At 69.4% G+C, this 23,457-nt stretch carries 19 protein-coding genes, 2 tRNA genes and 1 pseudogene; 14 read left to right on the plus strand and 8 right to left on the minus strand.

Translation table 11 applies throughout. The features are described 5' to 3' along the window. Position 1: 1 nt before the first annotated feature. Positions 2–1,429 (minus strand): ABC transporter substrate-binding protein, encoded by a 1,428-nt coding sequence (locus OG953_RS28810; protein WP_405687923.1) that lies wholly within the window; start codon positions 1,427–1,429, stop codon positions 2–4. A gap of 160 nt (positions 1,430–1,589) precedes the next feature. On the opposite strand from OG953_RS28810, the gene OG953_RS28815 reads away from it, so the two are divergent. Together OG953_RS28815 and OG953_RS28820 are read left to right on the plus strand one after the other, a co-directional pair. Continuing rightward, a complete protein-coding gene (locus OG953_RS28815; protein ID WP_405692121.1) occupies positions 1,590–3,017 on the plus strand; it encodes an FGGY-family carbohydrate kinase in 1,428 nt (475 codons plus the stop codon). Next, positions 3,014–3,649, plus strand: a complete 636-nt coding sequence (locus OG953_RS28820) for a histidine phosphatase family protein (protein WP_405687925.1) — start codon at positions 3,014–3,016, stop codon at positions 3,647–3,649. Before OG953_RS28815 ends, OG953_RS28820 begins: the two co-directional genes overlap by 4 nt. Here the strand turns inward: OG953_RS28820 and OG953_RS28825 are convergent. Next, positions 3,639–5,057, minus strand: coding sequence for an amino acid permease (locus OG953_RS28825; protein ID WP_405687926.1), 1,419 nt, complete (start codon positions 5,055–5,057; stop codon positions 3,639–3,641). The genes OG953_RS28820 and OG953_RS28825 overlap by 11 nt on opposite strands. 417 nt (positions 5,058–5,474) lie before the next feature. On the opposite strand from OG953_RS28825, the gene OG953_RS28830 reads away from it, so the two are divergent. Beyond that, complete coding sequence (locus OG953_RS28830; RefSeq protein WP_327275246.1) at positions 5,475–6,071, plus strand: biotin transporter BioY; 597 nt, start codon at positions 5,475–5,477, stop codon at positions 6,069–6,071. Here OG953_RS28830 and OG953_RS28835 read toward each other — a convergent pair. After that, positions 6,052–6,487, minus strand: a pseudogene (locus tag OG953_RS28835) (FAD-binding protein); the annotation flags it as partial. The gene OG953_RS28830 and the pseudogene OG953_RS28835 overlap by 20 nt on opposite strands. 115 nt (positions 6,488–6,602) lie before the next feature. Beyond that, positions 6,603–8,075: an amino acid permease gene (locus OG953_RS28840; RefSeq protein WP_405687928.1), complete on the minus strand. Its 1,473-nt coding sequence runs from the start codon at positions 8,073–8,075 to the stop codon at positions 6,603–6,605. A 282-nt stretch (positions 8,076–8,357) separates the two neighbouring features. On the opposite strand from OG953_RS28840, the gene OG953_RS28845 reads away from it, so the two are divergent. After that, positions 8,358–8,846: a ribose-5-phosphate isomerase gene (locus OG953_RS28845; protein WP_114244495.1), complete on the plus strand. Its 489-nt coding sequence runs from the start codon at positions 8,358–8,360 to the stop codon at positions 8,844–8,846. A gap of 92 nt (positions 8,847–8,938) precedes the next feature. Continuing rightward, positions 8,939–9,748, plus strand: a complete 810-nt coding sequence (locus OG953_RS28850) for an Fpg/Nei family DNA glycosylase (protein WP_405687930.1) — start codon at positions 8,939–8,941, stop codon at positions 9,746–9,748. Between the two features lie 161 nt (positions 9,749–9,909). Here the strand turns inward: OG953_RS28850 and OG953_RS28855 are convergent, their stop codons facing one another. Next, the gene (locus tag OG953_RS28855; protein WP_405687931.1) at positions 9,910–11,142 is read right to left on the minus strand and encodes a GNAT family N-acetyltransferase; all 1,233 of its coding nucleotides are present in this window, start codon (positions 11,140–11,142) and stop codon (positions 9,910–9,912) included. Positions 11,143–11,246: 104 nt separating this feature from the next. On the opposite strand from OG953_RS28855, the gene OG953_RS28860 reads away from it, so the two are divergent. Beyond that, on the plus strand, positions 11,247–12,392 hold the full coding sequence (locus tag OG953_RS28860; RefSeq protein WP_405687932.1) for a PP2C family protein-serine/threonine phosphatase: 1,146 nt from the start codon (positions 11,247–11,249) through the stop codon (positions 12,390–12,392). Positions 12,393–12,514: 122 nt separating this feature from the next. Here OG953_RS28860 and OG953_RS28865 read toward each other — a convergent pair whose 3' ends face one another. Next, positions 12,515–13,711 carry a cation:proton antiporter gene (locus OG953_RS28865; protein ID WP_405687933.1) on the minus strand — a complete coding sequence of 399 codons (1,197 nt, stop codon included), beginning with the start codon at positions 13,709–13,711 and terminating at the stop codon, positions 12,515–12,517. A 305-nt stretch (positions 13,712–14,016) separates the two neighbouring features. On the opposite strand from OG953_RS28865, the gene OG953_RS28870 reads away from it, so the two are divergent. The 3 genes from OG953_RS28870 to OG953_RS28880 are packed head-to-tail and all read left to right on the plus strand — an operon-like array spanning position 14,017 to position 17,849. Continuing rightward, positions 14,017–14,853: an ABC transporter ATP-binding protein gene (locus OG953_RS28870; RefSeq protein WP_405692123.1), complete on the plus strand. Its 837-nt coding sequence runs from the start codon at positions 14,017–14,019 to the stop codon at positions 14,851–14,853. After that, positions 14,853–17,333 (plus strand): FtsX-like permease family protein, encoded by a 2,481-nt coding sequence (locus OG953_RS28875; RefSeq protein WP_405687935.1) that lies wholly within the window; start codon positions 14,853–14,855, stop codon positions 17,331–17,333. The genes OG953_RS28870 and OG953_RS28875 overlap by 1 nt, the downstream gene beginning before the upstream one ends. Positions 17,334–17,342: 9 nt before the next feature. Further along, positions 17,343–17,849, plus strand: a complete 507-nt coding sequence (locus tag OG953_RS28880; RefSeq protein ID WP_405687936.1) for an HD domain-containing protein — start codon at positions 17,343–17,345, stop codon at positions 17,847–17,849. Between the two features lie 10 nt (positions 17,850–17,859). On the opposite strand, the gene OG953_RS28885 is transcribed toward OG953_RS28880, so the two are convergent. Continuing rightward, positions 17,860–19,014 (minus strand): acyltransferase family protein, encoded by a 1,155-nt coding sequence (locus OG953_RS28885; protein ID WP_405687937.1) that lies wholly within the window; start codon positions 19,012–19,014, stop codon positions 17,860–17,862. Positions 19,015–19,493: 479 nt separating this feature from the next. Between OG953_RS28885 and OG953_RS28890 the strand changes: the two genes are divergently transcribed. Next, positions 19,494–19,688, plus strand: a complete 195-nt coding sequence (locus OG953_RS28890; RefSeq protein ID WP_405687938.1) for a hypothetical protein — start codon at positions 19,494–19,496, stop codon at positions 19,686–19,688. Positions 19,689–19,805: 117 nt separating this feature from the next. Here the strand turns inward: OG953_RS28890 and OG953_RS28895 are convergent. After that, a tRNA-Gly gene (locus OG953_RS28895) sits at positions 19,806–19,879 on the minus strand. A gap of 167 nt (positions 19,880–20,046) precedes the next feature. Between OG953_RS28895 and OG953_RS28900 the strand changes: the two genes are divergently transcribed. From OG953_RS28900 to OG953_RS28915, 4 genes are all read left to right on the plus strand, one after another. After that, a tRNA-Pro gene (locus tag OG953_RS28900) sits at positions 20,047–20,123 on the plus strand. Positions 20,124–20,292: 169 nt separating this feature from the next. Continuing rightward, positions 20,293–21,690 (plus strand): trigger factor, encoded by a 1,398-nt coding sequence (gene tig, locus OG953_RS28905; RefSeq protein ID WP_405687939.1) that lies wholly within the window; start codon positions 20,293–20,295, stop codon positions 21,688–21,690. A 264-nt stretch (positions 21,691–21,954) separates the two neighbouring features. Next, positions 21,955–22,560 (plus strand): ATP-dependent Clp protease proteolytic subunit, encoded by a 606-nt coding sequence (locus tag OG953_RS28910; RefSeq protein ID WP_176729207.1) that lies wholly within the window; start codon positions 21,955–21,957, stop codon positions 22,558–22,560. Positions 22,561–22,641: 81 nt separating this feature from the next. Further along, positions 22,642–23,322 (plus strand): ATP-dependent Clp protease proteolytic subunit, encoded by a 681-nt coding sequence (locus OG953_RS28915; RefSeq protein WP_327275258.1) that lies wholly within the window; start codon positions 22,642–22,644, stop codon positions 23,320–23,322. Positions 23,323–23,457 lie beyond the last annotated feature (135 nt).

Raw genomic sequence — 23,457 nt, forward strand, 5'->3', positions numbered from 1 at the left:
GTCAGCCGACCTTCGACGCCAGATCGCCGGCCAGAGAGTTCAGTACGGACGAGGCGTTCTTCCCGCCGTAGATCTCCTGGAGCGCGGCGGCCCAGCTGGTCGTCGCGTCGAAGAACTGCTCCTGCGGGGTGAACTGGATCTTCGTCTGGTCGACGACCGTCTCGAACGTCTCGATGAAGCCGGGGATGGCTCGCATCTTGGCCTTGTACGCGGGGTCCTGGCTGACCGACTTCCGCACCGGGTCGATGTGGTTGTACTCGATCGCGCCCTTGCGCAGATGCTCCTTGCCGGTCGCCCACTGGAGGAACAGCCAGGCCGCGGACTTGTTGCGGCTCCTGGCGTTCATGCCGAGCGACCAGATCCACATGTTCGTGGCGAGCGAGCCGTCGGGGCCCTTGGGGCCGGGGTGGAAGGCGATCTTCCCGGATGCGGGGGAGGCCCCCTTCACCGCCTGGAAGTAGGCGGCGGTGTCCGCGTCGAAGAGCATCCCCGCCTTCTTCGCGCCGAGGTCGCTGGAGCACTGGTACCAGGTGTACGAGGTCCAGGACGGCGGCCCGCCCTTCTTGACCATCTCCGCCCAGTCCCGGGTGAACGCGATCGCCTCCGGGGAGTTCATCGCGGGCTTCACCCTGCCGCCCTCGACGGTGAAGTCCTTCAGCCCGCCCCGCGCGAACATCGTCATGAAGCCCGGGTGGATCGTCGCCCAGCTGCGCGAGCCGCGCACCGCGATCCCGTACATCCCGTCGAAGCCCGCACCCGGCGCCCGGCGGGTGATGGCCCCGGCCACCTCGCGCAGCTCGTCGAAGGTCTCGGCGGGCTTCAGGCCGAGCTTCTCGAACACCTCGGTGTTGTACGCGACGACATTGGTCTCCCAGCCCCACGGCAGTGCGTACTGCCCGCCCTGCCCGAGCGGGGCGCCCGCCTTCAGCGACCACTGGTCGGATGCAAGAAGGTTGGGGAAGAAGTCCGCCTGGTCCCATTCGGCCCCGGTCGCCGAGGAGTTGCGCATCCAAGGGCCGAGATCCTCCAGCCAGCCCGGCGGGCCGTACTGCCACACCATGTACGCGCCGAGCATGAACACGTCGTAGGAGGCGCGTCCGCTGGAGAGGTCGACGGTGAGCTTGTCGAAGTAGTTGTCCTCGGGGAAGACGTCGTACTCGACCTTGATGCCGGTCTTCTCGGTGAACGCCTTCAGATCGGCGATCAGGGCATCGGTGTACGGATGCTTGTTGAGCAGCGCCTTGACCGTCCTGCCCTTGGCCCGCTTCCAGTCGAAGGAGCCGGTGACATCGTCGGCCGCGGAGCCGTCGCCCTTGCCGCTTTCGCCGCCGAAGCCCGCGCCGCAGGCGGTGAGCAGCGGGGCGGCGGACGCGGCCGCCGCCGCGCCGATGGCGAGGAACCGTCGCCGGGCGTGCGCGTGCATGTCCATCCGTGACCTCCACGGTCCGGCCGGAGATGAGTGGGGGCGGTGCCCATTCACACGTTGAGTCGACTGGTTAACAGAGCTTGGAACAACGGAAGTTGGCCGTCAATCCCTCGCGCAACGGAAATTCTCGGTGCAGAGTGAGAAGTTCACAGAGGGGGCCGATATGTGGATGGGCATCGATCTCGGCACGCAGAGCGTCCGTGCGGTGGTGGCGGGAGACCGCGGCGAGATACTCGGCAGCGGCTCCGCCCCGCTCGCGGGCAGACGCGATGGTGTACGGCATGAGCAGTGGCCCCTCGACTGGTGGACGGCTGTGTGCGCGGCCAGCCGCCAGGCACTGCGCGACTGCCCCGCACCACGTGCGCTCGCCGTCTGCGCCACCTCCGGCACCGTTCTGCTCGGCGACCGGGAGGGCCGGCCGCTGACCCCGGGGGTGATGTACGACGACGGGCGCGCCGTGACCGAGGCGGCCAGGGCCCGGACCCCGCCGAGCTGGGCGCTGCCCAAGGTGATGTGGCTGCTGCGGGAGTACGGGGGAGGAGCGGGCGAGGCCGTACGGGTCATGCATCAGGCCGATCTGGTCCTGGCGCGGCTTGCCGGAACCCCTCTGCCCACCGACTCCAGCCACGCCCTGAAGACCGGCTACGACCTGGAGCGGGACGCTTGGCCGCACCGGAGGTTCGGTGAACTGGGCCTGCCGGACGGGCTGTTCCCGGACGTGGTGCGGCCCGGCCGGCGGATCGGTGAGGTGGGACGGGCGGCGGCGGAGGAGACCGGGATTCCGGCGGGCACGCTCCTGGTGGCCGGGATGACGGACGGGTGCGCGGCGCAGATCGCCTCCGGTGCGCTCACCGTGGGCTCCTGGAATTCGGTGCTCGGTACGACGCTGGTCCTCAAGGGGGTCACCTCGTCGCCGCTCGTGGACCGGTCCGGGGTGGTCTACAGCCACCGTGCTCCGGACGGGAGCTGGCTGCCGGGTGGGGCCTCGGGGGTCGGCGGCGGGGCACTGGCCACCGCCTTCCCCGACGCGGCCCCGGCCCGCATGGACGCGCTGGCCCGCGAGCACGAGCCGGCGCGTGTGGTGGCGTATCCGCTGGTGGCCACGGGCGAACGCTTCCCCTTCGTCGCGCCGGAGGCCACCGGGTTCCTGCTCGGCGAGCCCGCCACCGACGCCGAGCACTGGGCGGCCCTGCTGACCGGAGTGGGCCTGGTCGAACGGCTCTGCTTCGACTACCTCGACCTGCTCGGCGCCCCGCTGCACGGCCCGATCACCTTCACCGGCGGCGCGGTCCGCAGCGGCTACTGGAGCCGGCTGCGCGCCGACATCCTGGGCCGGTCCGTGTACATCCCGCGGTACAGCGAACCTGCTCTCGGCATGGCCGTCCTCGCCGCGTACGGGGCGCGGGCCACGACCACGCTGCAGGAGGCGGCGAGCCGGATGGTGCGACTGCGGCACGTACTGCGCCCCGACCCGGCGCGTACCGCGCGATACACCGAGCCGTACCTCACGCTGGTGGACGAACTGGAGCGACGCGGCTGGCTCCCCGGCCCGGTCGCCGCCCACGCCCGTACCCGAACGGAGAAACCATGACCGCCCGTCCGAGCGCCACCCTGCTGCTCGCCCGCCACGGTCAGACCGTCTGGCACGCGGAGAACCGCTACGCCGGGGTCAGTGACATCGCCCTCACCGACGAAGGACGCCGCCAGGCCGGGCAGCTGGGCGAGTGGGCGGCCCGGCACCCGGTCGACGCGATCTGGACGTCGACGCTCACGCGCGCGATCGAGACGGCAGAGCCCGCGTGCCGGGCGCTCGGTCTCGTCCCCCGGCGCGAACACGACCTGCGCGAATGCGACTTCGGTGAGGTGGAGGGGCGCACCCTGGCGGAGTTCGCGGCCGAGTACCCGGAGCGGGCCCGGGAGTACCGCGCCGACCCGGTGACCCACCCCTTCCCCGGTGCCGAGGACCCCCGGTCGGCGGCGGCCCGGGGGACGGCGGCGCTGCGCCGGATCACGAACGGGCACCCGGGGCAGCGGGTCCTGGTCGTCGCGCACAACACACTGCTGCGGCTCGTGCTGTGCGAACTGCTGTCGATTCCGCTGGGCGCCTACCGACGGGTCTTCCCGCGGCTGCGGAACGCGGCGGTGAGCGAGGTGCGGATCGGGGAGGAGGGCGGTGCGCTGCTCTCCCTCAATGTGCCGTGCGCACCGGACGTCAGCCCTTGACGGCCACGGACCGCCGCTGCCGTACGACACCGATGGCCGCCAGTACGACGGTCAGGGCGCCGGACGCCACCAGCTGGTCACGGGTGTCCGGCTCGCGCAGCATCAGGACGAAGATGCCGAGCATGGCCAGGAGCGCCACCACCGTCAGGACCGGGAAGAACCACATCCGTACGACGAGCTTCTCCGGGGCCTCGCGCTCCAGCCGGTCGCGAAGGATCAGCTGGGAGAGGGCGATGAAGATCCAGACGACGAGGATCACCGCGCCGATCATGTTGAGCAGCCACGGGAAGACGTCGTCGGGACGCCAGTAGCTGAGCAGCACGCACAGGAAGCCGAACCCGGACGAGACCAGGACGGCCGTGCGCGGTACGCCCGAGGAGATCCTGCCGAGCCGCTTCGGGCCCTGGCCACGGGCGACCAGCGAACAGGCCATGCGCGAGGCGCCGTAGATGTTGGCGTTCATGGCGGAGAGCAGGGCGACCAGGACGACCACGTTCATGATCTCCGCGGCGCCGCTGATGCCGAGGTGGTCCAGGGCCGCGTAGAACGGGCCGACCTCCACGACCTTCGGGTCGTCCCACGGGACCAGCGTGACGACGACCGCCATCGAGCCGACGTAGAAGAGCGCGATCCGCCACATCGCCGTCCGCACGGCCTTGGCGACACCCTGCACCGGGTTCTCGGACTCGGCCGCTGCGATGGTGACGGTCTCCAGACCGCCGTACGCGAAGACGGAGGCGAGCAGTCCGATCACCAGGCCTTCGGCGCCGTTCGGCATGAAGCCGCCCTCGCCCTTGAGGTTGGTGGTGCCGGGGGAGTCGATACCGGGCAGCAGACCGAGGATCGCCAGCACACCCAGGACCAGGAAGAGCGTGATCGCCACGACCTTGAGGGCGGCGAACCAGAACTCGAACTCGCCGAACTTCTTCACCGAAGCCAGGTTCGTGCCCAGGAAGACCACCATGAACAGCGCGACCCAGGCCCACTCCGGCGTACCGGGCAGCCAGCCGGTGACGATCTTCGCCGCGCCGATGCCTTCCAGGCCGACGGCGACGCAGAGCAGCACCCAGAACGCCCAGCCCACGGTGAACCCCGCCCACGGCCCTATCGCCCGCTCCGCATGGACGGAGAAGGAACCGGAGGCCGGGTTCGCGGCCGACATCTCGCCGAGCATCCGCATCACGAGCATGACCAGCAGCCCGGAGACGGCGTACGCGATGATGATCGACGGGCCCGCGGCGGCGATACCCGCGCCCGAGCCGACGAAGAGTCCGGCGCCGATGACACCGCCGAGGGCGATCATCGAAAGATGGCGCTGCTTGAGCCCGTGGGTGAGCGCCGAATCGGTCTTGGCGTCGGAGACGGCGACCGGGGAGCCGGTGGGGGGAGACGCGGAATTCCGAGACATGGACAAGCTCTGTTCGGTAGGTGAGACGTGGGGGGACGTGCGTGCACAGTCTGAGCACGCACCCCGTTCACAGGGAACCGCTGTCCGCGATACGGGCACGATGCTCACACAAGGTGCAGACCCGGGCACGGGGCGACGGCCGGTGCGGTCGGCGGCCGGAACCTGGGTGGTTCCTGGACGGTTTTGGCAGGAACCTACAGTCTCTCCCGATGGTCTCTTCCGGCGAAATGCGAGCCGATCCGCACCCGGCTCAGTGACGAGCGTCACGCCATCGTGTGATTGCGCAAGCCCCTTTGTGTGAACCTCACCAATGCCTCAACCACCGCTTTGTGGGCCACTGATGGTGATCGAGCGTTAACCCTTGGGCTAACGTCAGCCTCAGTCTGTCCCCACCTGCCCTCACCCCGCGGAGTCCCGATGAGCACTGCTGCCGCCGCCCCTGCCCGTACCGGAGCGGTCCTCGCCGACCTGCTGCCCGCCGCCAGGCACCGTTACGCCGTCGACACGGCCCTGGTCCTCGGTGGCGCCGCGCTCACCGGCATCGCCGCCCAGATCGCCGTCCCGGTCCCGGGCTCCCCGGTCCCGGTCACCGGCCAGACGTTCGCCGCGCTCCTCGTCGGCACCGCGCTCGGCGCCCGCCGCGGCTTCCTCTCCCTCGCCGTGTACGCGCTCGTCGGCATGGCGGGCGTGCCGTGGTTCGCGGGCGGCAGCTCCGGCGCGGGCGGCGCCTCGTTCGGCTATGTCCTGGGCATGCTCCTCGCCGCCACGGTGGTCGGCGGCCTCGCCCGCCGCGGCGGCGACCGCTCCGTGCTGCGCACCGCGGGCACGATGGTGGTCGGCTCCGCGATCATCTACGCGGTCGGCGTCCCGTACCTGGCGCTGTCCACCGGCATGTCGGCGAGCGCCGCGATCGCGGCCGGCCTGGTGCCGTTCCTGCTCGGCGACGCGCTGAAGGCGGCACTGGCGATGGGTGCGCTGCCCGCTTCCTGGAAGCTCATCGGCCGTCGCGGCTGATGCCGTAGCTCCCTCCGAAGAGGCTCGCCGGGTCGTGACGCGACACCAGACCGGCGAGCCTCTTCTGTGTCCTCGCGTCGTGGAAGCCGTCGGTGCGGTCCCCGCCGCCGAAGGAGAAGTTCAGTGAACGACCCCAGGGCGAGCGGGGCGAGCACAGCGGCCACCTCCGCGTACAGGGCCCGTACCGACGCCACATCCGTGCCGTCGAGCGGCGACAGCAGCCGCAGCAGGAATCCGGCTTCGCGGTAGGGCACCGCGTTGTCGACGGCGGGCCGTACAGCCAGCGCGCCGCCCAGGTGATTGAGCTGGACCACGGTCATCATCGGCGCCTTCGGCCCGGTCAGCTCCAGCGTGCGCACGGCACGCTCCGCGTCCAGATCGCCGAGCACCACGCTGTCGCCGTAGTAATCGGCAGGGACCTGCGCAGGGGCACAAGACATGAGAAGGCTCTCCGTTCGCTCGCTCGGTGGCGTTGCGACGGAGAGCCTTCTCGGTAAACCTGACATCGGCCGTCAGGTATTGCATCGGCCGTCAGGTATTGCTGGGGGTTTCCACAGCGGTGCGGTTCTTGCGGTTCCGGACCTCACGGACCAGCGAGATCGCCACCACAATGGCCGCGACGAGCAGCGAGAGCAGCACCTGCTCGCGTCCGCTGTCGTCGGTCAGCATGTAGACCAGGACGAACGAGATCATCGCGATGGTCGCCCAGGTCAGATACGGGAAGAGCCACATCCGTACGACCAGCTTCTCCGGCGACTCGCGCAGGATTATGCCGCGCATCCGCAGCTGGGTGAAGCAGATGACCAGCCAGACGAAGAGGGCGACCGCGCCGGAGGAGTTCAGCAGGAACTGGAAGACGGTGTCGGGCCACTGGTAGTTGAAGAACACGGCGATGAAGCCGAAGACGACGGAGGACAGGATGGCCGCCTGCGGCACGCCCCGCTTGTTCACCCGGGCGAACGCCTTCGGAGCGTCTCCGCGCCTGCCGAGCGAGAAGGCCATCCGCGAGGCGGTGTAGAGGCCGGAGTTGAGGCAGGACAGCACGGCCGTCAGCACGATGACATCCATCACCTGACCGGCGTGCGGGATGCCGATGGAGTTGAGGGCGGCCACGTAGCTGCCCTCCTTCAGGATCGAGGGGTCGTTCCACGGCAGCAGGGTGAGCACGACGAAGATCGAGCCCAGGTAGAAGACGGCGATCCGCCAGATCACGCTGTTGGTGGCCTTCTGGACGGCGCGCTGCGGGTTCTCGGACTCGCCGGCGGCGAGGGTGACGATCTCGCTGCCCATGAAGGAGAAGACGACCATCAGCACACCGGTGAGGACGGCGCCGGGTCCGTTGGGGAAGAACCCGCCGGTGTCGGTGAGATGGGCGAGCCCCGAGCCGGGGTTGTCCGAGCCGGGCAGCAGCCCGAAGACGGCGAGCAGTCCGACGACCACGAACGCACCGATCGCCACGACCTTGATCCCGGCGAACCAGAACTCGAACTCGCCGTACGACCCGACCGAGACCAGGTTCGTCGCGGTCAGTACGACCATCACGATCAGCGCCCACGCCCACTGCGGGACGCCCGGCACCCAGCCCTCCAGGATCTTGGCACCCGCCGTGGCTTCGACGGCGAGCACCACGACCCAGAAGAACCAGTACAGCCAGCCGATCGAGAAGCCGGCCCAGCGGCCCAGCGCCTGGTCGGCGTAGGCGGAGAAGGAGCCCGAGCTGGGGCGGGCGGCGGCCATTTCGCCGAGCATCCGCATCACGAAGACGACCATCAGGCCGACCAGCGCGTACGACAGGAGGATGGCCGGTCCCGCGGCGGCGATGCCCGCACCGGAGCCCACGAAGAGTCCGGCGCCGATGACACCGCCGATGGCGATCATCGAGAGATGGCGGTTCTTGAGGCCTGCCTGGAGACCGTCGGAGGAGCCCGGTGCGTCCGGTCCGTTCGACCGGTCCGGCTTGTCGGGCTGGTGGCCCGGCCCGGCCAGAGTCGTCTGCGACGTCATGGATCGAATCCTTACGTTTTCGGATCACGCGGTGCGTGCCCAGCTGCCGAAGTGGGGTGCGGCAGCGAGTGATGCATTGAAGCTCGCCAAAGGGTGGAAGCGGAACCCCCTCTTCCGAATCGTTGACCGGATCGTTGCCTGAGTGGCGTTGCACACACAGGGCTCGCACATGGCGCCCACACGCAGGTTCCGCCGCCGGTCCGGCCGGCCCGGGCAGACCCGGCCGGAGGGTCCCGACCCCGATGGCGCTTACCCGGCGATGCTCGTGCCACACTCGGATACATGCGCGTGTACCTCGGCTCGGACCATGCCGGCTATGAACTCAAGAACCACCTCGTCGAGTGGCTCACGGCCCAGGGCCACGAGGCCGTCGACTGTGGCCCCCACATCTACGACGCCCAGGACGACTACCCGCCGTTCTGCCTGCGTGCCGCCGAGAAGACGGCCGCGGACCCGGACAGCCTCGGCATCGTGATCGGTGGCTCCGGCAACGGCGAGCAGATCGCCGCCAACAAGGTCAAGGGCGTGCGCGCCGCACTCGCCTGGAGCGAGCAGACCGCCGCGCTCGGCCGCGAGCACAACAACGCCAATGTGGTCGCCATCGGTGGCCGGATGCACTCGGTGGAGGAGTCCACCAAGTTCGTCGAGATCTTCCTCGCCACTCCGTACTCGGGTGAGGAGCGTCACACCCGCCGCATCGAGATGCTGACGGCGTACGAGACGACCGGCGAGCTCCCCCCGATCCCGGCCCACCACCCGCAGCAGGGCTGACCGGCCTCCACCCCTGTGCCGCCGGTGCTCCCGGCGGCACAGTCGTTTCCCCGCGTCCCCACGTCCCCACGTCACCGAGGAGAGTCGCCGCCGTGCCCGAGGGACACACGATCCACCGCCTCGCGGCGGACCACCGGGACAGGTTCGCCGGGCGGCCGGTGCGGGTGAGCAGCCCGCAGGGCAAGTTCTCCGACAGCGCCGCGCTGCTGGACGGCCGCACGTTCACCGGCGTCGACGCCCACGGCAAGCACCTCTTCCTCGGTTTCGAGGACGCCGGCTGGGTCCACATCCACCTGGGCCTCTTCGGCAAGCTCGGCTTCGGTACGACCCCGGCCCCGCCGCCCACCGACACCGTCCGGCTGCGCCTGGTGACCGACGACCACCACGCGGATCTGCGCGGCCCCACCACGTGCGCACTGATCACCGACCCCGAGAAGCGCGCGATACACGACCGCCTCGGCCCGGACCCGCTGCGGACCGACGAGGACGGCGAGCGGGCCTGGCGGCGGATCTCCCGCAGCCGTATCACCGTCGCGGCCCTGCTGATGGACCAGAAGGTCATCGCGGGGGTCGGCAACGTGTACCGCGCGGAGGTGCTGTTCCGGCATGGGATCGACCCGTACCGCCTGGGCAGGGACCTCACGCGGGCGGAGTGGGACGCGGTCTGGGCCGACCTGGTGGTGCTGATGCGCGAGGGCGTACGGAACAACCGGATCGACACGGTCCGCCCCGAGCACATGCCGGAGGCGATGGGGCGTCTGCCGCGCGTCGACGACCACGGCGGCGAGGTGTACGTGTACCGCAGGGCCCGGCAGGCCTGCCACATCTGCGGCGGCGAGATCCGCACCGCCGACCTCGCCGCCCGCAACCTCTTCTGGTGCCCGGGCTGCCAGCGCGCTTAGCGCGGCAGATTCCAGCCCGTCCGGCGGTTGAGGACAAAGCGGCCGGGCGGGGGGCCCGAGGCAGAGTTCCACGCCCCGGACGACCACCGCGCCCCAAGGTCCTGTCGCCGAACTGCCGTCTGCCGTGCGGGCGACGACGGCAGTTTGACGACAGGACCTGGCTAGAACCCCCGAGGCAACCACGGCGCCGCGTCCGACGAGAACGCCAGCGACGCCTCCGCCAGCGCGCCCGCCCGCAGCTCCCGTACCCGCCCGGCCAGGGCCAACGCGCTCAGCGACTCGCCGCCCAGATACGCCGAGCCCAACTCCCGTACCGAGAGTGCGAGATCGGCTGCGTCATCGGTCCGCCGGCACGACGCAACCCCCTTCGCGTCACCCGTGAGCCGCCAACGCCCCGCATTCCAGGGGCAGAACGCGTCCTCGACCTCGAACACCACATCCACCGGCGCCCGATATGCCCGCGCCTCCAGCGCCGCCCCCAGCTCCACCAGCCGCACATGGATCGAATCCCGAACCCGGATGTTGCACCGCCGCACATCCGACACCAGATGCAGCACCGCATCGTCGGCCGGCCGGTTCCGCGCTTCGACCGTCGACGTCAGATCGATCTCGAAGACGAACCGCCACAACGCCGCGTACGCCGCCGGATCCAGCGCGGCGAGATCGTTCACCGTGACCGTGCCCTTGGGGCCGGACGGCTCCCAGTCCGGCTTGATGTGATACGTCACATAGCCGACGATCTCCCCGTCCCGCTCCGCCAGCACGCACTGCTGCGCCGAACCGCCCTGCCGGGAACTCACCGGGTCGACCATCGGCTTCCGCTCCCAGCCGGGCCCATGGGCCGGCGTGCCGGGGCGGCCGGGCACCAACTGCTCGTACACGCCCTCGCACGCGGCCATCGCCTCGTCCGGCTTCGCGTGACGCAGGCACACCTCGTCCGTGCCCTTCGGTACCGTAAGCCGCACCCGGTCCGTGTCGATCGTCAGGGACATCTGCCGCGAGGCGGCGCCGTATCCGAACCGGCCGTAGATCACCGGTTCGGACGCCGTAAGGACGGCGATCGGCTCACCCAGCGCCCGGACGTCGTCGAGCTGTCGACGCATCATCGAGGTCAGCAGCCCGCGCCTGCGGTGGGTGGACGCGACACTCACCATCGTGACCCCGGCGGCGGGCACCAGCGCCCCGCCCGGCACGGCGACCCGGAAGCTGAACGCCCCGGCCGTGGCGACGACATCGGTGCCGTCCCAGATTCCGATCGACCGCTCGTGCTCGGTCAACTGCTCGTCCAGCTCGCGCTGCTCGGGGGGCTCTGCGACACCGCCGAATGCGAGCTCCAGACACTCGAACCATTCGTTCCATTCGGACGGTCGCAACACGCGGAGCTCAGTAGTCATGGGCCATGCCTATCAGGGGCATGGCGGCTGGTCGACCCGATTTCGAACGCATTGTCACGGGGTCCCCCTGCACCGGAGGCGGCCGGGTAGATAGGGTCCCCGCAATGGCCCGTCGCACAGGAGCAGACTCGTACCCGGCCCGATTTCGGAAATCGGCGCACCGGGCACGCGTCGCGCTGCGCAAGTCCGGTGTCGACTACTTCCGCGGCGACGGCTCGGACTGGATCGCGCTGGCCGGTCTGCTGCTCACCATTCCGGCCATCACCTGCGCCACCCTGTTCAACGCCGTGTGGTGCTCACCAGCCGCACTCGTCCTGCCGATCGTCGCGGGCGGCCTGCTGCTGCGCCCGGCCAGCCTGCTCGGCCTGTACGCCACCGCCGCCACGGCCCTGATCGTGGAGTCGCTCGCGCTGGGCCCGTACGGCGACGGCCCGGCCCGGGTGACACCCGGCATCGTCCTGGTGGTCGCGGCCTGCGGCTTCTTCGGGCTGGTCCTCGCCCAGTTCCGGGCCAGGGTCGGTGTGCCGTGGCGACGCGGCGGCACCATGCTCTTCGACCTGCGCGAACGCATCAGGGTGCAGAGCGCCCTGCCCCGGCTGCCGCAGGGCTGGCACCGCGAGATGTCGCTGCGCCCGGCGGGCGGTCAGTCCTTCTCCGGTGACTTCGTCGTCGCCGCCCGTACCAACGGCGGACGGACCCTGGAGGCCGTACTCACCGATGTCTCCGGCAAGGGCATGGACGCGGGCTCCCGCGCCCTGCTGCTGTCCGGCGCCTTCGGCGGCCTTCTCGGTTCGCTGCCCCCGCACGCCTTCCTCCCGGCGGCCAACGGCTATCTGCTGCGCCAGGACTGGGACGAGGGTTTCGCCACCTCGATCCATCTGGTCCTGGACCTCGAATCGGGCGACTACGAACTCTTCTCGGCGGGTCACCCGCCGGCCCTGCAGCTCCACTCGGGCAGCGGCCAGTGGGAGGAGAAGGCCGCGGAGGGCCCGCTGCTCGGGGTGTACGACGGGGCGCAGTTCGACGCGGTGAAGGGCTCGTTGGCCCCCGGCGACGTGCTGATGCTGTTCACGGACGGCCTGGTGGAGGCGTCCGACCGCGATATCGCGGAGGGCATCGACCGGCTGACCGGTGAGGCCGACCGCTATGTCGCCACCGGTTTCGAGGGCGCGGCCTGGCATCTGATCGAGGCGTGCGCCAAGGACGTCAACGACGACCGGGCGCTGCTGCTGTTGTCGCGCAAATCCTGAACCGTATGCAAACGGCATGAACCGGGCGTACGTCAACGTGAATCGGCCCGTCACCGGAACGTGGGCGTCGACATGTCCGGGTGCAAGGCGGGCCCCCGTGCCCGGACACGCCGGCCGTGGTCTCAGGCCGGGACCGGGACCTGCCCGGCGCCGCTGCCGCTGTCACTGTCCTCACCCCGGCCCCGCCCGCCCGGCAGGATGCGGGCCAGCCAGTGCGACCTTCCGGCGGCCAGCGGTGCGAGGACCGCGAGGACGAGTACGTATCCGGCGATGAACGGGGAGAGCCGTTCGTCCAGCCCCGCGGCCGCCGCCATCGTGGCGAGGATCAGGGCGAACTCGCCGCGGGCCACCAGTGTGGTGGAGATGTTCGCCGTGGCCTGCGGGCCGAACGCGTACACCTTGGCGGCGGCAAGTCCGGCGAGGACGTTCATGGCCAGGGTCACCGCGACGGCGGCCAGCACCGGCCACAGGACGGTCGGCAGATCGCCCGGGTTGATGGAGAGGCCGAAGGTGAAGAAGAAGATCGCACCGAAGGCGTCACGCAGCGGGTGGACCAGCTTGAGGATGCGCGTGCCGGAGGACGTACTGCCGAGCATCAGGCCGACCATGAAGGCGCCGATCGCGTCCGCGACCCCGAACCACTCCGAGACACCCGCCACGAAGACCGCGGCGCCGAGGAAGGAGATGACGAGGAGCTCGTCGTCACGGGTGTTGATCAGCTTGCCGATGACTTTGGTGCCGAACCGGGCGGCCAGGGCGAGCAGCAGTAGGAAGCCGAAGGCCTTGCCGCCGTCGACCGCCGCGGCGGAGAGGCTGTCGGCGCCCGACAGGATCGGCTGGAGGGCGGCCAGATAGAGGGCGAGGAAGACGTCCTCGACGACGATGATGCCGAGGATCGGTTTGGTCTCCGGATTGCCGATACGGCCCAGGTCGACCAGGACCTTGGTGACGATGGCCGACGACGAGATGCCGAGCACACCGGCGAGGACCAGCGCTTCGGACGTGCCCCAGCCCAGCGCGAAGCCGAAGCCGAGCCCGGCGCCGACGTTCAGGGCGAGATAGGTGCCACCGGCGAGCGCCATCTTGCGGCCGCCGGCCTTGAGGTCGTCGAGATGGAATTCGAGGCCGAGGTAGAAGAGCAGCAGCACCAGACCGAGTGCCGAGAGCATCTCCAGGTCGTGCGGGTCGGCGACGAGCACGATGCCGGGCGTGTGCGGGCCGAGCAGGATTCCGGCCAGGATGAACAAGGGGATGGTCGGCAGTCCGATGCGGCTGCCGACGCGGGCGAGAAGGGCGGCGGCGAGGAAGGCGCCGCCCATGGCGATGAGCGTGTCTGCGTGTCCGATGAGCCCGATCCTTCATTGGGTCAAGAGCGTGTCAAGAAATCGTCAGTAATTAGTTTACCGAACGATTGACGTTGCAACTATGCCTCCCTCTGCACCCCCTCGGAATCCACCGGGGTGGCCCCCGCGGTGGCCCCCGAGGTCTGCCTGCCCCCGGAACCACCTGGGGTTTGCCCCACCCCCGATCCGCCAGCAGCCGCCATGGTCCGGACCCGCTCATGATCCGTACGTTCGAGGTATCGGCCGGACGACCGGCCGACGAACAACGGAAGGCGGACACCATGGGGCTGCGACGCACCAAGCAGGGCGCTCAGGACAGGCAGTACACGGCGGACATCCACCAGGGGTCCGGCCCCTCGGACCTTGCCGTAGAACTGCGAGGCGTCCGCAGGCAGTACGGCCGCGGCGGCTTTGCCGTCCACGCCCTGAGGGGCATCGACCTCGCCCTCCCGCGCGCCAGTTTCACCGCCGTCATGGGCCCCTCCGGCTCGGGAAAGTCGACCTTCCTGCAGTGCGCGGCCGGACTCGACCGCCCCACCGAAGGCTCCGTACGCCTCGGCGGCACCGAGATCACCGGCATGAGCGAGAACCGGCTCACCGAGCTGCGCCGCACCCGCCTCGGCTTCGTCTTCCAGGCCTTCAACCTGCTCCCGTCCCTCACGGTCGAGCAGAACGTCGTCCTGCCCATGCGCCTGGCCGGACAGCGCACCGGCTCCGCCCGCAGCCGCCGCGCAGCCGCCGAGATGCTCACCCGGGTCGGCCTCGGCGACAAGGGAGCGCGCCGCCCCGGCCAGCTCTCCGGCGGCCAGCAGCAGCGCGTCGCCGTCGCCCGCGCCCTGGTCACCCGCCCCGATGTGGTCTTCGCCGACGAACCGACCGGCGCCCTCGACACCACCACCGCCGCCGAGATCCTCGCCCTGCTCCGGCACGCGGTGGACAGCCTCGGCGCCACCGTCGTCATGGTCACCCACGACCCGGCGGCCGCCGCCTACGCCGACCGGGTGCTCTTCCTCGCCGACGGCGCGATCGCGGACAGCCTGCCGCGCGCCGACGCCGCACAGATCGCCGCGCGGATGACCGCACTGACCGCCCCCGCCCACGCAGGAGCAGCAGCCTGATGTTCACCCCGCACATCCCGAACGGCCTCGCCCGCGCGGCCGTTCGCTTCAAGCCCTCGTCGTTCGTCGGAACCTTCGTCGCGCTGCTGCTGGCCGCGGCGATCGTCTCCGCCTGCGGCATCCTGCTGGAGACCGGCCTGCGCGCCTCGGTACCCGCGGACCGCTACGCGAAGGCACCCGTGGTGGTCGCCGCCGACCAGAAGATCCATATGACAGTCGGCAGTGGCGACGGCGAGGAAAACACCGAGGTACTCGTACCGGACACCGCACGACTGCCCGAATCCCTGGTGACGAAGGCCGCTTCGGCCCCCGGCGCGGCAGCCGCGATCGGGGACGTCAGCTACTCCGTACGGCAGGACGACACCCCCCTCACCGCACACGGCTGGGGCTCCACCGCCCTCACCGGTACGCGGCTGCTCACCGGCGACGCGCCCGAGGCCGGCGAAGTCGTCGTCCCCACCGGCACCAAGGGCCGGGTCGGCGAGAACATCGCCCTCGACACGCCCGCAGGTGTACGGGAGTTCCGGGTATCGGGCACCACCGCCACCGACGCCACCGTCTGGTTCGCCGACCGACAGGCCGTACAGCTCTCCGGCCACCCCGGCCGGGTCGACGCCATCGCCGTGCTCGCCGACCGCGGCATCCCCGACGACACCCTCGCCGACCAGGTGCACAAGGCCGTCGGCCACACCGCCGCAGCCGAGATCCACACCGGCGACGACCGGGGCGCCGTCGAGAACTCGGCTCTCGCGGGCGCCAAGGAACTCCTCATCGGCCTCGGCGCTTCCTTCGGCGGCGTCGCCACCATGATCGCCGTCTTCACCGCCGCCGGTACGGTCGCCCTCTCTGTGGGCCAGCGCAGCCGCGAGTTCGCCCTGCTCCGCGCCATCGGTGCCACCCCTCGCCAGCTGCGCCGCACCGTCGCCACCGAATCCCTGCTCGTCGCCCCGCTCGCCGGAGCGCTCGGCTGCCTGCCCGGAATCGCCCTGGCCGACTGGTGGTTCGGGCAACTCCAGGACAGGGGAGCCATCCCCGAGGCCGTCGCACTGCATATCTCCTGGCTGCCCCTGACCGTCGCCGCTGCCGCCACCTCGGTCACCGCGCTGAGTGCCGGCTACCTCGCCGCGCGGCGTCCCGCCAAGATGAAGCCGGGACTCGCCCTTGCCCAGACAGCCGTGGAACGCGCCCCGTTCGGCTGGATCCGTACCCCGCTCGGCATCGCGGCCCTCATCGGCGGCGGAGCCTTCGCGGGAGTCGCCGCCTCCACGTCCGGCGCCGACGCGGCGAACGCAGCCCTCGGCGTCGTCATGCTCTTCATGCTCGCGGTCGGACTGCTCGGCCCGGTGATCGCCCGGATCTGCGCCGCCGTCATCGGGTTCCCGCTGCGCGCCGCCGGCGCGCCGGGCTCGCTGGCCGCCGCCAACTCCCTTACCAACTCCCGCCGACTGGCCTCCGCGATCACCCCGATCGTGCTCGCCATGGCCTTCTCGTCGACACTCGTCTTCATGCACACCAGCCAGGAGCGGGTGACCGCACACCAGCAGCGCGACGCCATCATCGCCGACCACATCGTCTCCGCCCCGGCGGGACTCACCTCCGACGCGACCGAACGGGTCGCCGCCACGCCCGGTGTCTCCACCGCCGTCGGGCTGCTCCGCGGCGCGGTCCTGGTGCCGAGCGGATCGGGTGGCGACCACATGCTGCAGAGCGCCTCCGCACAGGGCGTGATCGGCTCCGGCGGAGACCTCGCCAAGGTCCAGGACCTCGACGTCAGAACCGGATCCCTCACCGGTCTGCGGCCCGGAACCGTTGCCATCGACACCACGCTCGCCGACTCGGCGGATCTGAGCACGGGCGACCGGCTCGCCCTGAGGATGCCGGACGGCACCAAGGCGTCCCCGAAGGTCGTCGCGGTCTACGGACGTGGCCTCGGCACCGGTCTCGTCACACTGCCCGCAGCCGACCTGAAGACCCATATGACCTCGCCGTACGCCTCCGACATCCTGGTACGGGCCACTCCCACCGCCGCACAGAAGCTCACCGCACTCGGCACCGTCACCGACCCCTCCAGCTACGCCGTGGCACAGGACAAGGACCGCGAGCTCAATGCCTGGGCCAACACCACCATGGCCGCGGTACTCGGCGGATTCGCCGCCGTCGCCGCAGTCAACACCCTGGTGATGACCGTTCTCGACCGCCGCCGCGAACTGACCATGCTCCGACTCGTCGGCTCCACCCGCCGCCAGGTCATGGGCATGATCCGCTGGGAGGCTCTGCTCGTCACGGTGGCCGGGGCCGCGCTCGGCACGGCCATTGCACTGGCAACACTCATCCCGATGATGAAGGGGCTGACGGGTGAATCGCCTTACATCCCGCCGGTGTTGTACGGATCGTTCGTCGCCGCGACCGTCGGGCTCGGCCTCGCCGCCGCAATGATCCCGGCCCGTGCGGCCCTGCGTGGAACGGCCGCCCGTCCGTAGAGTCGGACCATGACCGCGCCGCGCAGGAACCTGAACCTGGCCGAAGTCGAGGCAATCGCCCGCACGGCCCACCGCTCACAGACGGACAAGGCGGGACGCCCGTACGGCGAACACCTCCACGCCGTCGCGGAGGGCGTACGGATCAGGGGCGGCAGCGACGAACAGATCGCCGCGGCCTGGCTGCACGACGCCGTCGAGGACGCCGCACTGTCGGAGGAATGGCTGGCCGACGCCGCGCTGCCGCAGGAGGTCAAGAACATGGTCCTCGCCGTCACCAAACGTGACGGCGAGGACCTCGGTTCGTACACCCGGCGCATCCTCGACACCCCGGGAGCTCTGCTGATCAAGGAGTCCGACCTGGCACACAACGCCGACCCGGCCCGCCTTGCCGTGCTGGAACCGGCGACCCGTACCCGACTGGCCGAGAAGTATGCGCAGGTACGGGGGCTGCTCGGGCTCCCCCCAGGTGAATCGCCCGTCGAGCAGTCGGTTCAAGCCAACCCCGCGGAGGACTGATCCACTCGGATCAGAGTCTGGACGCGGCGCGTCGGAACGCCCAGTTCATGTCCGGCTCGGTCACCGGGCGCAGCACCCGCCGTACCGGCGGCGTACACATCAGCGTCACCGCTCCGGCCGCGACCAGTGAGACGAGGACCAGGCCGCCGGGCGCCGAGAGCCACGCGTAGGCGTCGAACACCCCGGCGTATCCGGCGCCCTTGATCAGGAATCCGTGCAGCAGATAGCCGCAGATCGTTCCGGAGCCGAGCACGGTGAACCACATGTGGCGGCGCGGCACCCAGGACAGGAACCCGATGGTGAGCAGCAGCGCGCAGCCGAACATCGCCAGTGTCATGACGGCACCGGACCACCACGGGGCGCCCATCTCCTGCGCGCTGCTGTTGCGATAGAACCAGTCCAGCTGCATCCGCGGCGCCGCCCAGTAGGCGAACAGCAGCGCCCCGGCGAACAGCGGGAGCGCGAGCATCCGCACCTCACGCCGGCGGACCAGTTGGAAATGCTCGGGCTTCAGCTGGAGTCCCAGCACGAAGTACGGCAGGAACTGCAGAACACGCTGGAGATCGAGATCGTCGCCGATCGTCGGGGAGAAAGAGGCGAACACGGCGATGACGAGTGCCACGGGCAGTGGATGGCGCAGCGCCTGCCACAGCGGTGTGGTGATCCGCCAGATGAACAGCGCGATCAGAAACCAGGTGAGATACCAGGGGTCGATCAGGCTGATCGGATGATCGGGCGAGTCGTCCGCGTACCGCTTGAACAGCGAATACGCCGTCTCGAACACCACATAGGGCACGGCGACGCCGGTGACCAGGCGTTTTACCTTGGCGGCGGACATGTCGAACGAGCGGGAGAAATAGCCGGAGACGATGATGAACGCCGGCATGTGAAAGGTGTACGCCACCATGTACAGCGCGCGGGCGGTCCGGCTGCCGTCCATCACCGGTTCCCACGAGTGCGCCACCGCGACGAGCACGATGGCCAGATATTTGACGTTGTCGAAGTAGGCGTCACGCTTCTTCGCCGGCGCAGCGGCCGGAGGCTTGTTCGCCACCGGTGCGGGGGGTGCCGCGGTGGCAGTCATCGTCCCTTGGCGTCTGGGCTCCGACTCCCGGGTCGCCGGTGGGAGCGGGGCCCTCTGAAATACGTTCGGAGCGTGGAACATCTAAAGCACCTTAGACGCCACGATTGCAATTCGTAAAACCGCCCACAGATATTGCATGTCCGCGTCCAATCAAAAGCGAAACCGCCAAAAACCGCCCACTATGCCCGACTTCATCCCCCTTGAATGGGGCATATCGCCAGGCGGTTGGGGGAGGTGAATTTCGTCGCACCCTAGCCTTGGAATTGCGTGTGAATAAAGTGTGCGGATATGGAAACCGTCACAGTCGCAAGCCGTTGTGATTATTTGATTCACAGTTCACTCACAGATGCGCAGAGCCCTGGCGGGGCCCTGCGCCCCCCCTTGTGCGACTGTGCGCCCCCGGGCGCACGCGGGGCGTAAGGATGGCGCGATCCCGTCTGTTCGATCCGTCACCTGGCAGCGACCACGGGGGAGTTGGTGGCACGATGGACGGAACGGAGGAGTGCTCGGCCGCACACCTCCGGGCCGGCAAGGCGGACCGACCAAGGGTGTGATCAGTCGTGGCCATTTCACTGTCTGTGGTGCTTCTGTTGGCGATCATCCTGGTGGTCCTGATCCGAGGTGGCTCCCTCAAGGCCGGACCCGCGATCGTCGCGGTGCTCTTCGGCTTCTTCCTGGCATCGACCGGCATGGCTCCGTCGATAAGCAGGTTCATGAACTCGATAGCGGAGACCATCAACCAGATCAGCTTCTGATCCGGCCGTGCCGGCGCCCGCGCTCCGGCGCGAGAGGCCCGGCAGGACGCGGGCAGGACGCAGTCGGAACGCAAAGGGCCCGGCCCGACGAGGAATTCGTCGGGCCGGGCCCAAGCGTGGAGCGGGCGACGGGAATCGAACCCGCGTAGCTAGTTTGGAAGACTAGGGCTCTACCATTGAGCTACGCCCGCAAGCAGCGCACCGCAGGTCCGGGGACCGGCGGCAACGAGAAGCATCGTAGCGGGTCGCGGGCACTGCCCGCACACCCGATTGCGGTCACCCGGTGTCGCGTTCGGTGCCGCCCGCGAAAAGCGGCTGACGCACTGCCTGTCTGCATGTACCCTACGTGTCGCACCGACGGGGTGTGGCGCAGCTTGGTAGCGCGTCCGCTTTGGGAGCGGAAGGTCGTCGGTTCGAATCCGGCCACCCCGACCATCGGCAAGATCGCAGACCACCGGCAAGATCGCATTGTGGGAGTCCGTCTCCTTGCCGTTACTATGCAAAATGCGTGCCCGTGTGTCTGATGTACCGGGCTCGGTCCGCGAAGCCGCCTCCCGTGCGGCGGAGCAGAACCCCAAGAAGTCAGCCACAAGGAGACCGAACCGTGAAGAGCGCCGTGGAGACCCTGAACCCGACCCGGGTTCGGCTCACTGTCGAGGTGCCCTTCGAGGAGCTCAAGGACAGCCTCGACGCGGCGTACAAGAAGATCAACCAGCAGGTCACGGTGAAGGGCTTCCGCAAGGGCAAGATCCCCGCCCGGGTCATCGACCAGCGGTTCGGCCGTGGTGCGGTGCTGGAGGAGGCCGTCAACGACGCCCTCCCGAAGTTCTACACCGAGGCTGTCAACGAGGGCGAGCTCAACGTCCTCGGTCAGCCCGAGGTCGACATCACCGAGCTGAAGGACGGCGAGCTGCTGGCCTTCACTGCCGAGGTTGACGTACGCCCCGAGATCGAGATTCCGGACTACTCCGGCATCGAGGTCACCGTCGACGCCCTCGAGGTCAGCGACGAGGACGTCGAGAAGGCCGTGGAGCAGCTCCGCGAGCGCTTCGCCTCCACCAACCCGGTCGAGCGCGCCGCCGCCGAGGGCGACGTCGTGACGATCGACCTGCAGGCCAAGGTCGACGGCGAGGTCCTGGAGGACGGCGTGGCCGAGGGTGTCTCGTACACCATCGGTTCCGGCGAGCTCCTCGACGGCATCGACGCCGCCGTCACCGGCCTGGAGGCGGGTGGCGAGGCCACCTTCGCCTCCGAGCTGAAGGGCGGCTCGGCCGAGGGCAAGGAGGCCGAGGTCACCGTCAAGGTCACCGCCGTCGCCGCCCGTGAGCTCCCCGAGCTGGACGACGAGTTCGCCCAGATGGCGAGCGAGTTCGACACCCTCGACGAGCTGAAGGCGGACAGCCGCAAGCGCCTCGAGAACACCAAGCAGTTCGACCAGGCCACCCAGGCCCAGGAGCGCGTCCTCGACGAGCTGCTGAAGCTGGCCGAGGTCCCGATCCCGGAGAAGCTGCTCGCGGACGAGGTCCAGACCCGCAAGCACAACCTGGAGCACCACCAGCTCGGTCAGATGGGTCTGACCCTCGACAAGTACCTGGAGATCCAGGGCAAGACGGTCGAGGAGTTCGAGGCCGAGACCTCCGAGCAGGCGGTCAAGGGCATCAAGACCCAGTTCATCCTGGACGAGATCGTCAACAAGGAGAAGCTGAACGTCAACCAGGAGGAGCTCACCGAGCACCTCATGCGGCGCGCTGCTTCCTCCGGCATGAGCCCCGACCAGTTCGCCCAGGCCGTCGTCGAGGGCGGTCAGGTGCCGATGCTCGTCGGCGAGGTCGCCCGCGGCAAGGCGCTGGCCGTGGTCGTCGAGGCCGCCAAGGTCGTCGACACCAACGGTGAGGTCGTCGAGCTGGAGGACGACGAGGAGGAGGCCATCGAGACGGTCGAGGCCGCCGATGGTGCCGCCGAGGCCGTTGCCGAGGTCACCGAGGAGAAGAACGAGGCCTGAGCCTCGCGCTGAACCCGTACGACGGGCTCCGGACGCTGTGCGTTCGGAGCCCGTCGTCGTATGGCGTACGGTGCCCCACAACCCTTGTGCGGACTGCGGAGCTTGCGCTCCCAGCGAACAGTTGCGGAAGCGGGATGGCGTTGTCCTACCTGCGCGTTAGGGTCCATGAATAGGAAGGGCAGGGGAGTCCCTGCCCACCCGGTACGAAGACGCTGAGACGGCCGGAGCCGTCAGAGACGAGCAGGTGGATACGTGACGAATCTGATGCCCTACGCCGCCGGAGAGCCGTCCCTCGGTGGAGGCCTCGGTGACCAGGTCTACAGCCGGCTGCTCGGCGAGCGCATCATCTTCCTCGGTCAGCAGGTCGATGATGAGATCGCCAACAAGATCACGGCGCAGCTGCTTCTCCTTGCCGCCGAGCCGGACAAGGACATCTACCTCTACATCAACAGCCCCGGCGGTTCGGTGACGGCCGGCATGGCGGTCTACGACACCATGCAGTACATCCCGAACGACGTGGTCACCATCGGTATGGGCATGGCGGCCTCGATGGGCCAGTTCCTGCTCACCGGCGGCACCGCGGGCAAGCGCTTCGCGCTCCCGAACACCGACATCCTCATGCACCAGGGTTCGGCCGGCATCGGCGGTACGGCCTCGGACATCAAGATCCAGGCCCAGTACCTGCTGCGCACCAAGCAGCGGATGGCGGAGATCACCGCCCGCCACTCCGGCCAGACGGTCGAGACGATCATCCGCGACGGAGACCGCGACCGCTGGTACACCGCGGAGGAGGCCAAGGAGTACGGCCTCATCGACGAGATCATCACGATCGCATCGGGCGTTCCGGGCGGCGGCGGCACCGGCGCCTGATCCGGTACCCAACGGGATCCGGCTCCACCGCCCCGCGCACCTCTCGTACGCCGAGACACCCAGCCACAGAACGCCACCAGGATGGTGAACACCCACATGAACAACTTCCCCGGCGCCTCCGCGAGCGGCCTCTACACCGGCCCGCAGGTGGACAACCGCTACATCGTGCCGCGCTTCGTGGAGCGCACCTCGCAGGGCGTGCGTGAGTACGACCCGTACGCGAAGCTCTTCGAGGAGCGCGTGATCTTCCTCGGCGTGCAGATCGACGACGCCTCCGCCAACGACGTCATGGCGCAGCTGCTGTGCCTGGAGTCGATGGACCCGGACCGGGACATCTCGATCTACATCAACAGCCCCGGCGGCTCGTTCACCGCGCTCACCGCGATCTACGACACGATGCAGTTCGTGAAGCCGGACATCCAGACGGTCTGCATGGGCCAGGCGGCCTCCGCCGCGGCCGTGCTGCTCGCCGCGGGTACGCCCGGCAAGCGGATGGCGCTGCCCAACGCCCGTGTACTGATCCACCAGCCGTCCTCGCAGACCGGCCGGGAGCAGCTCTCCGACCTGGAGATCGCGGCCAATGAGATCCTGCGGATGCGCACCCAGCTGGAGGAGATGCTGGCCAAGCACTCCACCACGCCGATCGACAAGATCCGCGACGACATCGAGCGCGACAAGATCCTGACCGCCGAGGACGCCCTCGCCTACGGTCTCGTCGACCAGATCGTGTCGACCCGCAAGCAGGCGGTCACAGCCGTCTGACATCGGCCTTCACCCTTTGGCACGGCGGGTTCACACCGCATCGGCGGTGTGAACCCTGCCAAGGGGGCCCCGAACGGGGGTCAAGGCAAGGTACCGTCGGATAGAGGCACCAGGAGCCGCTGAACCAAGCTGCTC

The sequence above is a fragment of the Streptomyces sp. NBC_00057 genome, assembly GCF_045041165.1.
In the GTDB taxonomy this organism is placed as follows: domain Bacteria; phylum Actinomycetota; class Actinomycetes; order Streptomycetales; family Streptomycetaceae; genus Streptomyces.

Coding starts and splice junctions, on each gene's coding strand:
- OG953_RS28810 (WP_405687923.1), bottom strand. CDS start 1,429: ATGGACATGCACGCGCACGCCCGGCGACGGTTCCTCGCCATCGGCGCG.
- OG953_RS28815 (WP_405692121.1), top strand. CDS start 1,590: ATGTGGATGGGCATCGATCTCGGCACGCAGAGCGTCCGTGCGGTGGTG.
- OG953_RS28820 (WP_405687925.1), top strand. CDS start 3,014: ATGACCGCCCGTCCGAGCGCCACCCTGCTGCTCGCCCGCCACGGTCAG.
- OG953_RS28825 (WP_405687926.1), bottom strand. CDS start 5,057: ATGTCTCGGAATTCCGCGTCTCCCCCCACCGGCTCCCCGGTCGCCGTC.
- OG953_RS28830 (WP_327275246.1), top strand. CDS start 5,475: ATGAGCACTGCTGCCGCCGCCCCTGCCCGTACCGGAGCGGTCCTCGCC.
- OG953_RS28840 (WP_405687928.1), bottom strand. CDS start 8,075: ATGACGTCGCAGACGACTCTGGCCGGGCCGGGCCACCAGCCCGACAAG.
- OG953_RS28845 (WP_114244495.1), top strand. CDS start 8,358: ATGCGCGTGTACCTCGGCTCGGACCATGCCGGCTATGAACTCAAGAAC.
- OG953_RS28855 (WP_405687931.1), bottom strand. CDS start 11,142: ATGACTACTGAGCTCCGCGTGTTGCGACCGTCCGAATGGAACGAATGG.
- OG953_RS28860 (WP_405687932.1), top strand. CDS start 11,247: ATGGCCCGTCGCACAGGAGCAGACTCGTACCCGGCCCGATTTCGGAAA.
- OG953_RS28865 (WP_405687933.1), bottom strand. CDS start 13,711: ATGGGCGGCGCCTTCCTCGCCGCCGCCCTTCTCGCCCGCGTCGGCAGC.
- OG953_RS28870 (WP_405692123.1), top strand. CDS start 14,017: ATGGGGCTGCGACGCACCAAGCAGGGCGCTCAGGACAGGCAGTACACG.
- OG953_RS28875 (WP_405687935.1), top strand. CDS start 14,853: ATGTTCACCCCGCACATCCCGAACGGCCTCGCCCGCGCGGCCGTTCGC.
- OG953_RS28880 (WP_405687936.1), top strand. CDS start 17,343: ATGACCGCGCCGCGCAGGAACCTGAACCTGGCCGAAGTCGAGGCAATC.
- OG953_RS28885 (WP_405687937.1), bottom strand. CDS start 19,014: ATGTTCCACGCTCCGAACGTATTTCAGAGGGCCCCGCTCCCACCGGCG.
- OG953_RS28910 (WP_176729207.1), top strand. CDS start 21,955: ATGCCCTACGCCGCCGGAGAGCCGTCCCTCGGTGGAGGCCTCGGTGAC.
- OG953_RS28915 (WP_327275258.1), top strand. CDS start 22,642: ATGGTGAACACCCACATGAACAACTTCCCCGGCGCCTCCGCGAGCGGC.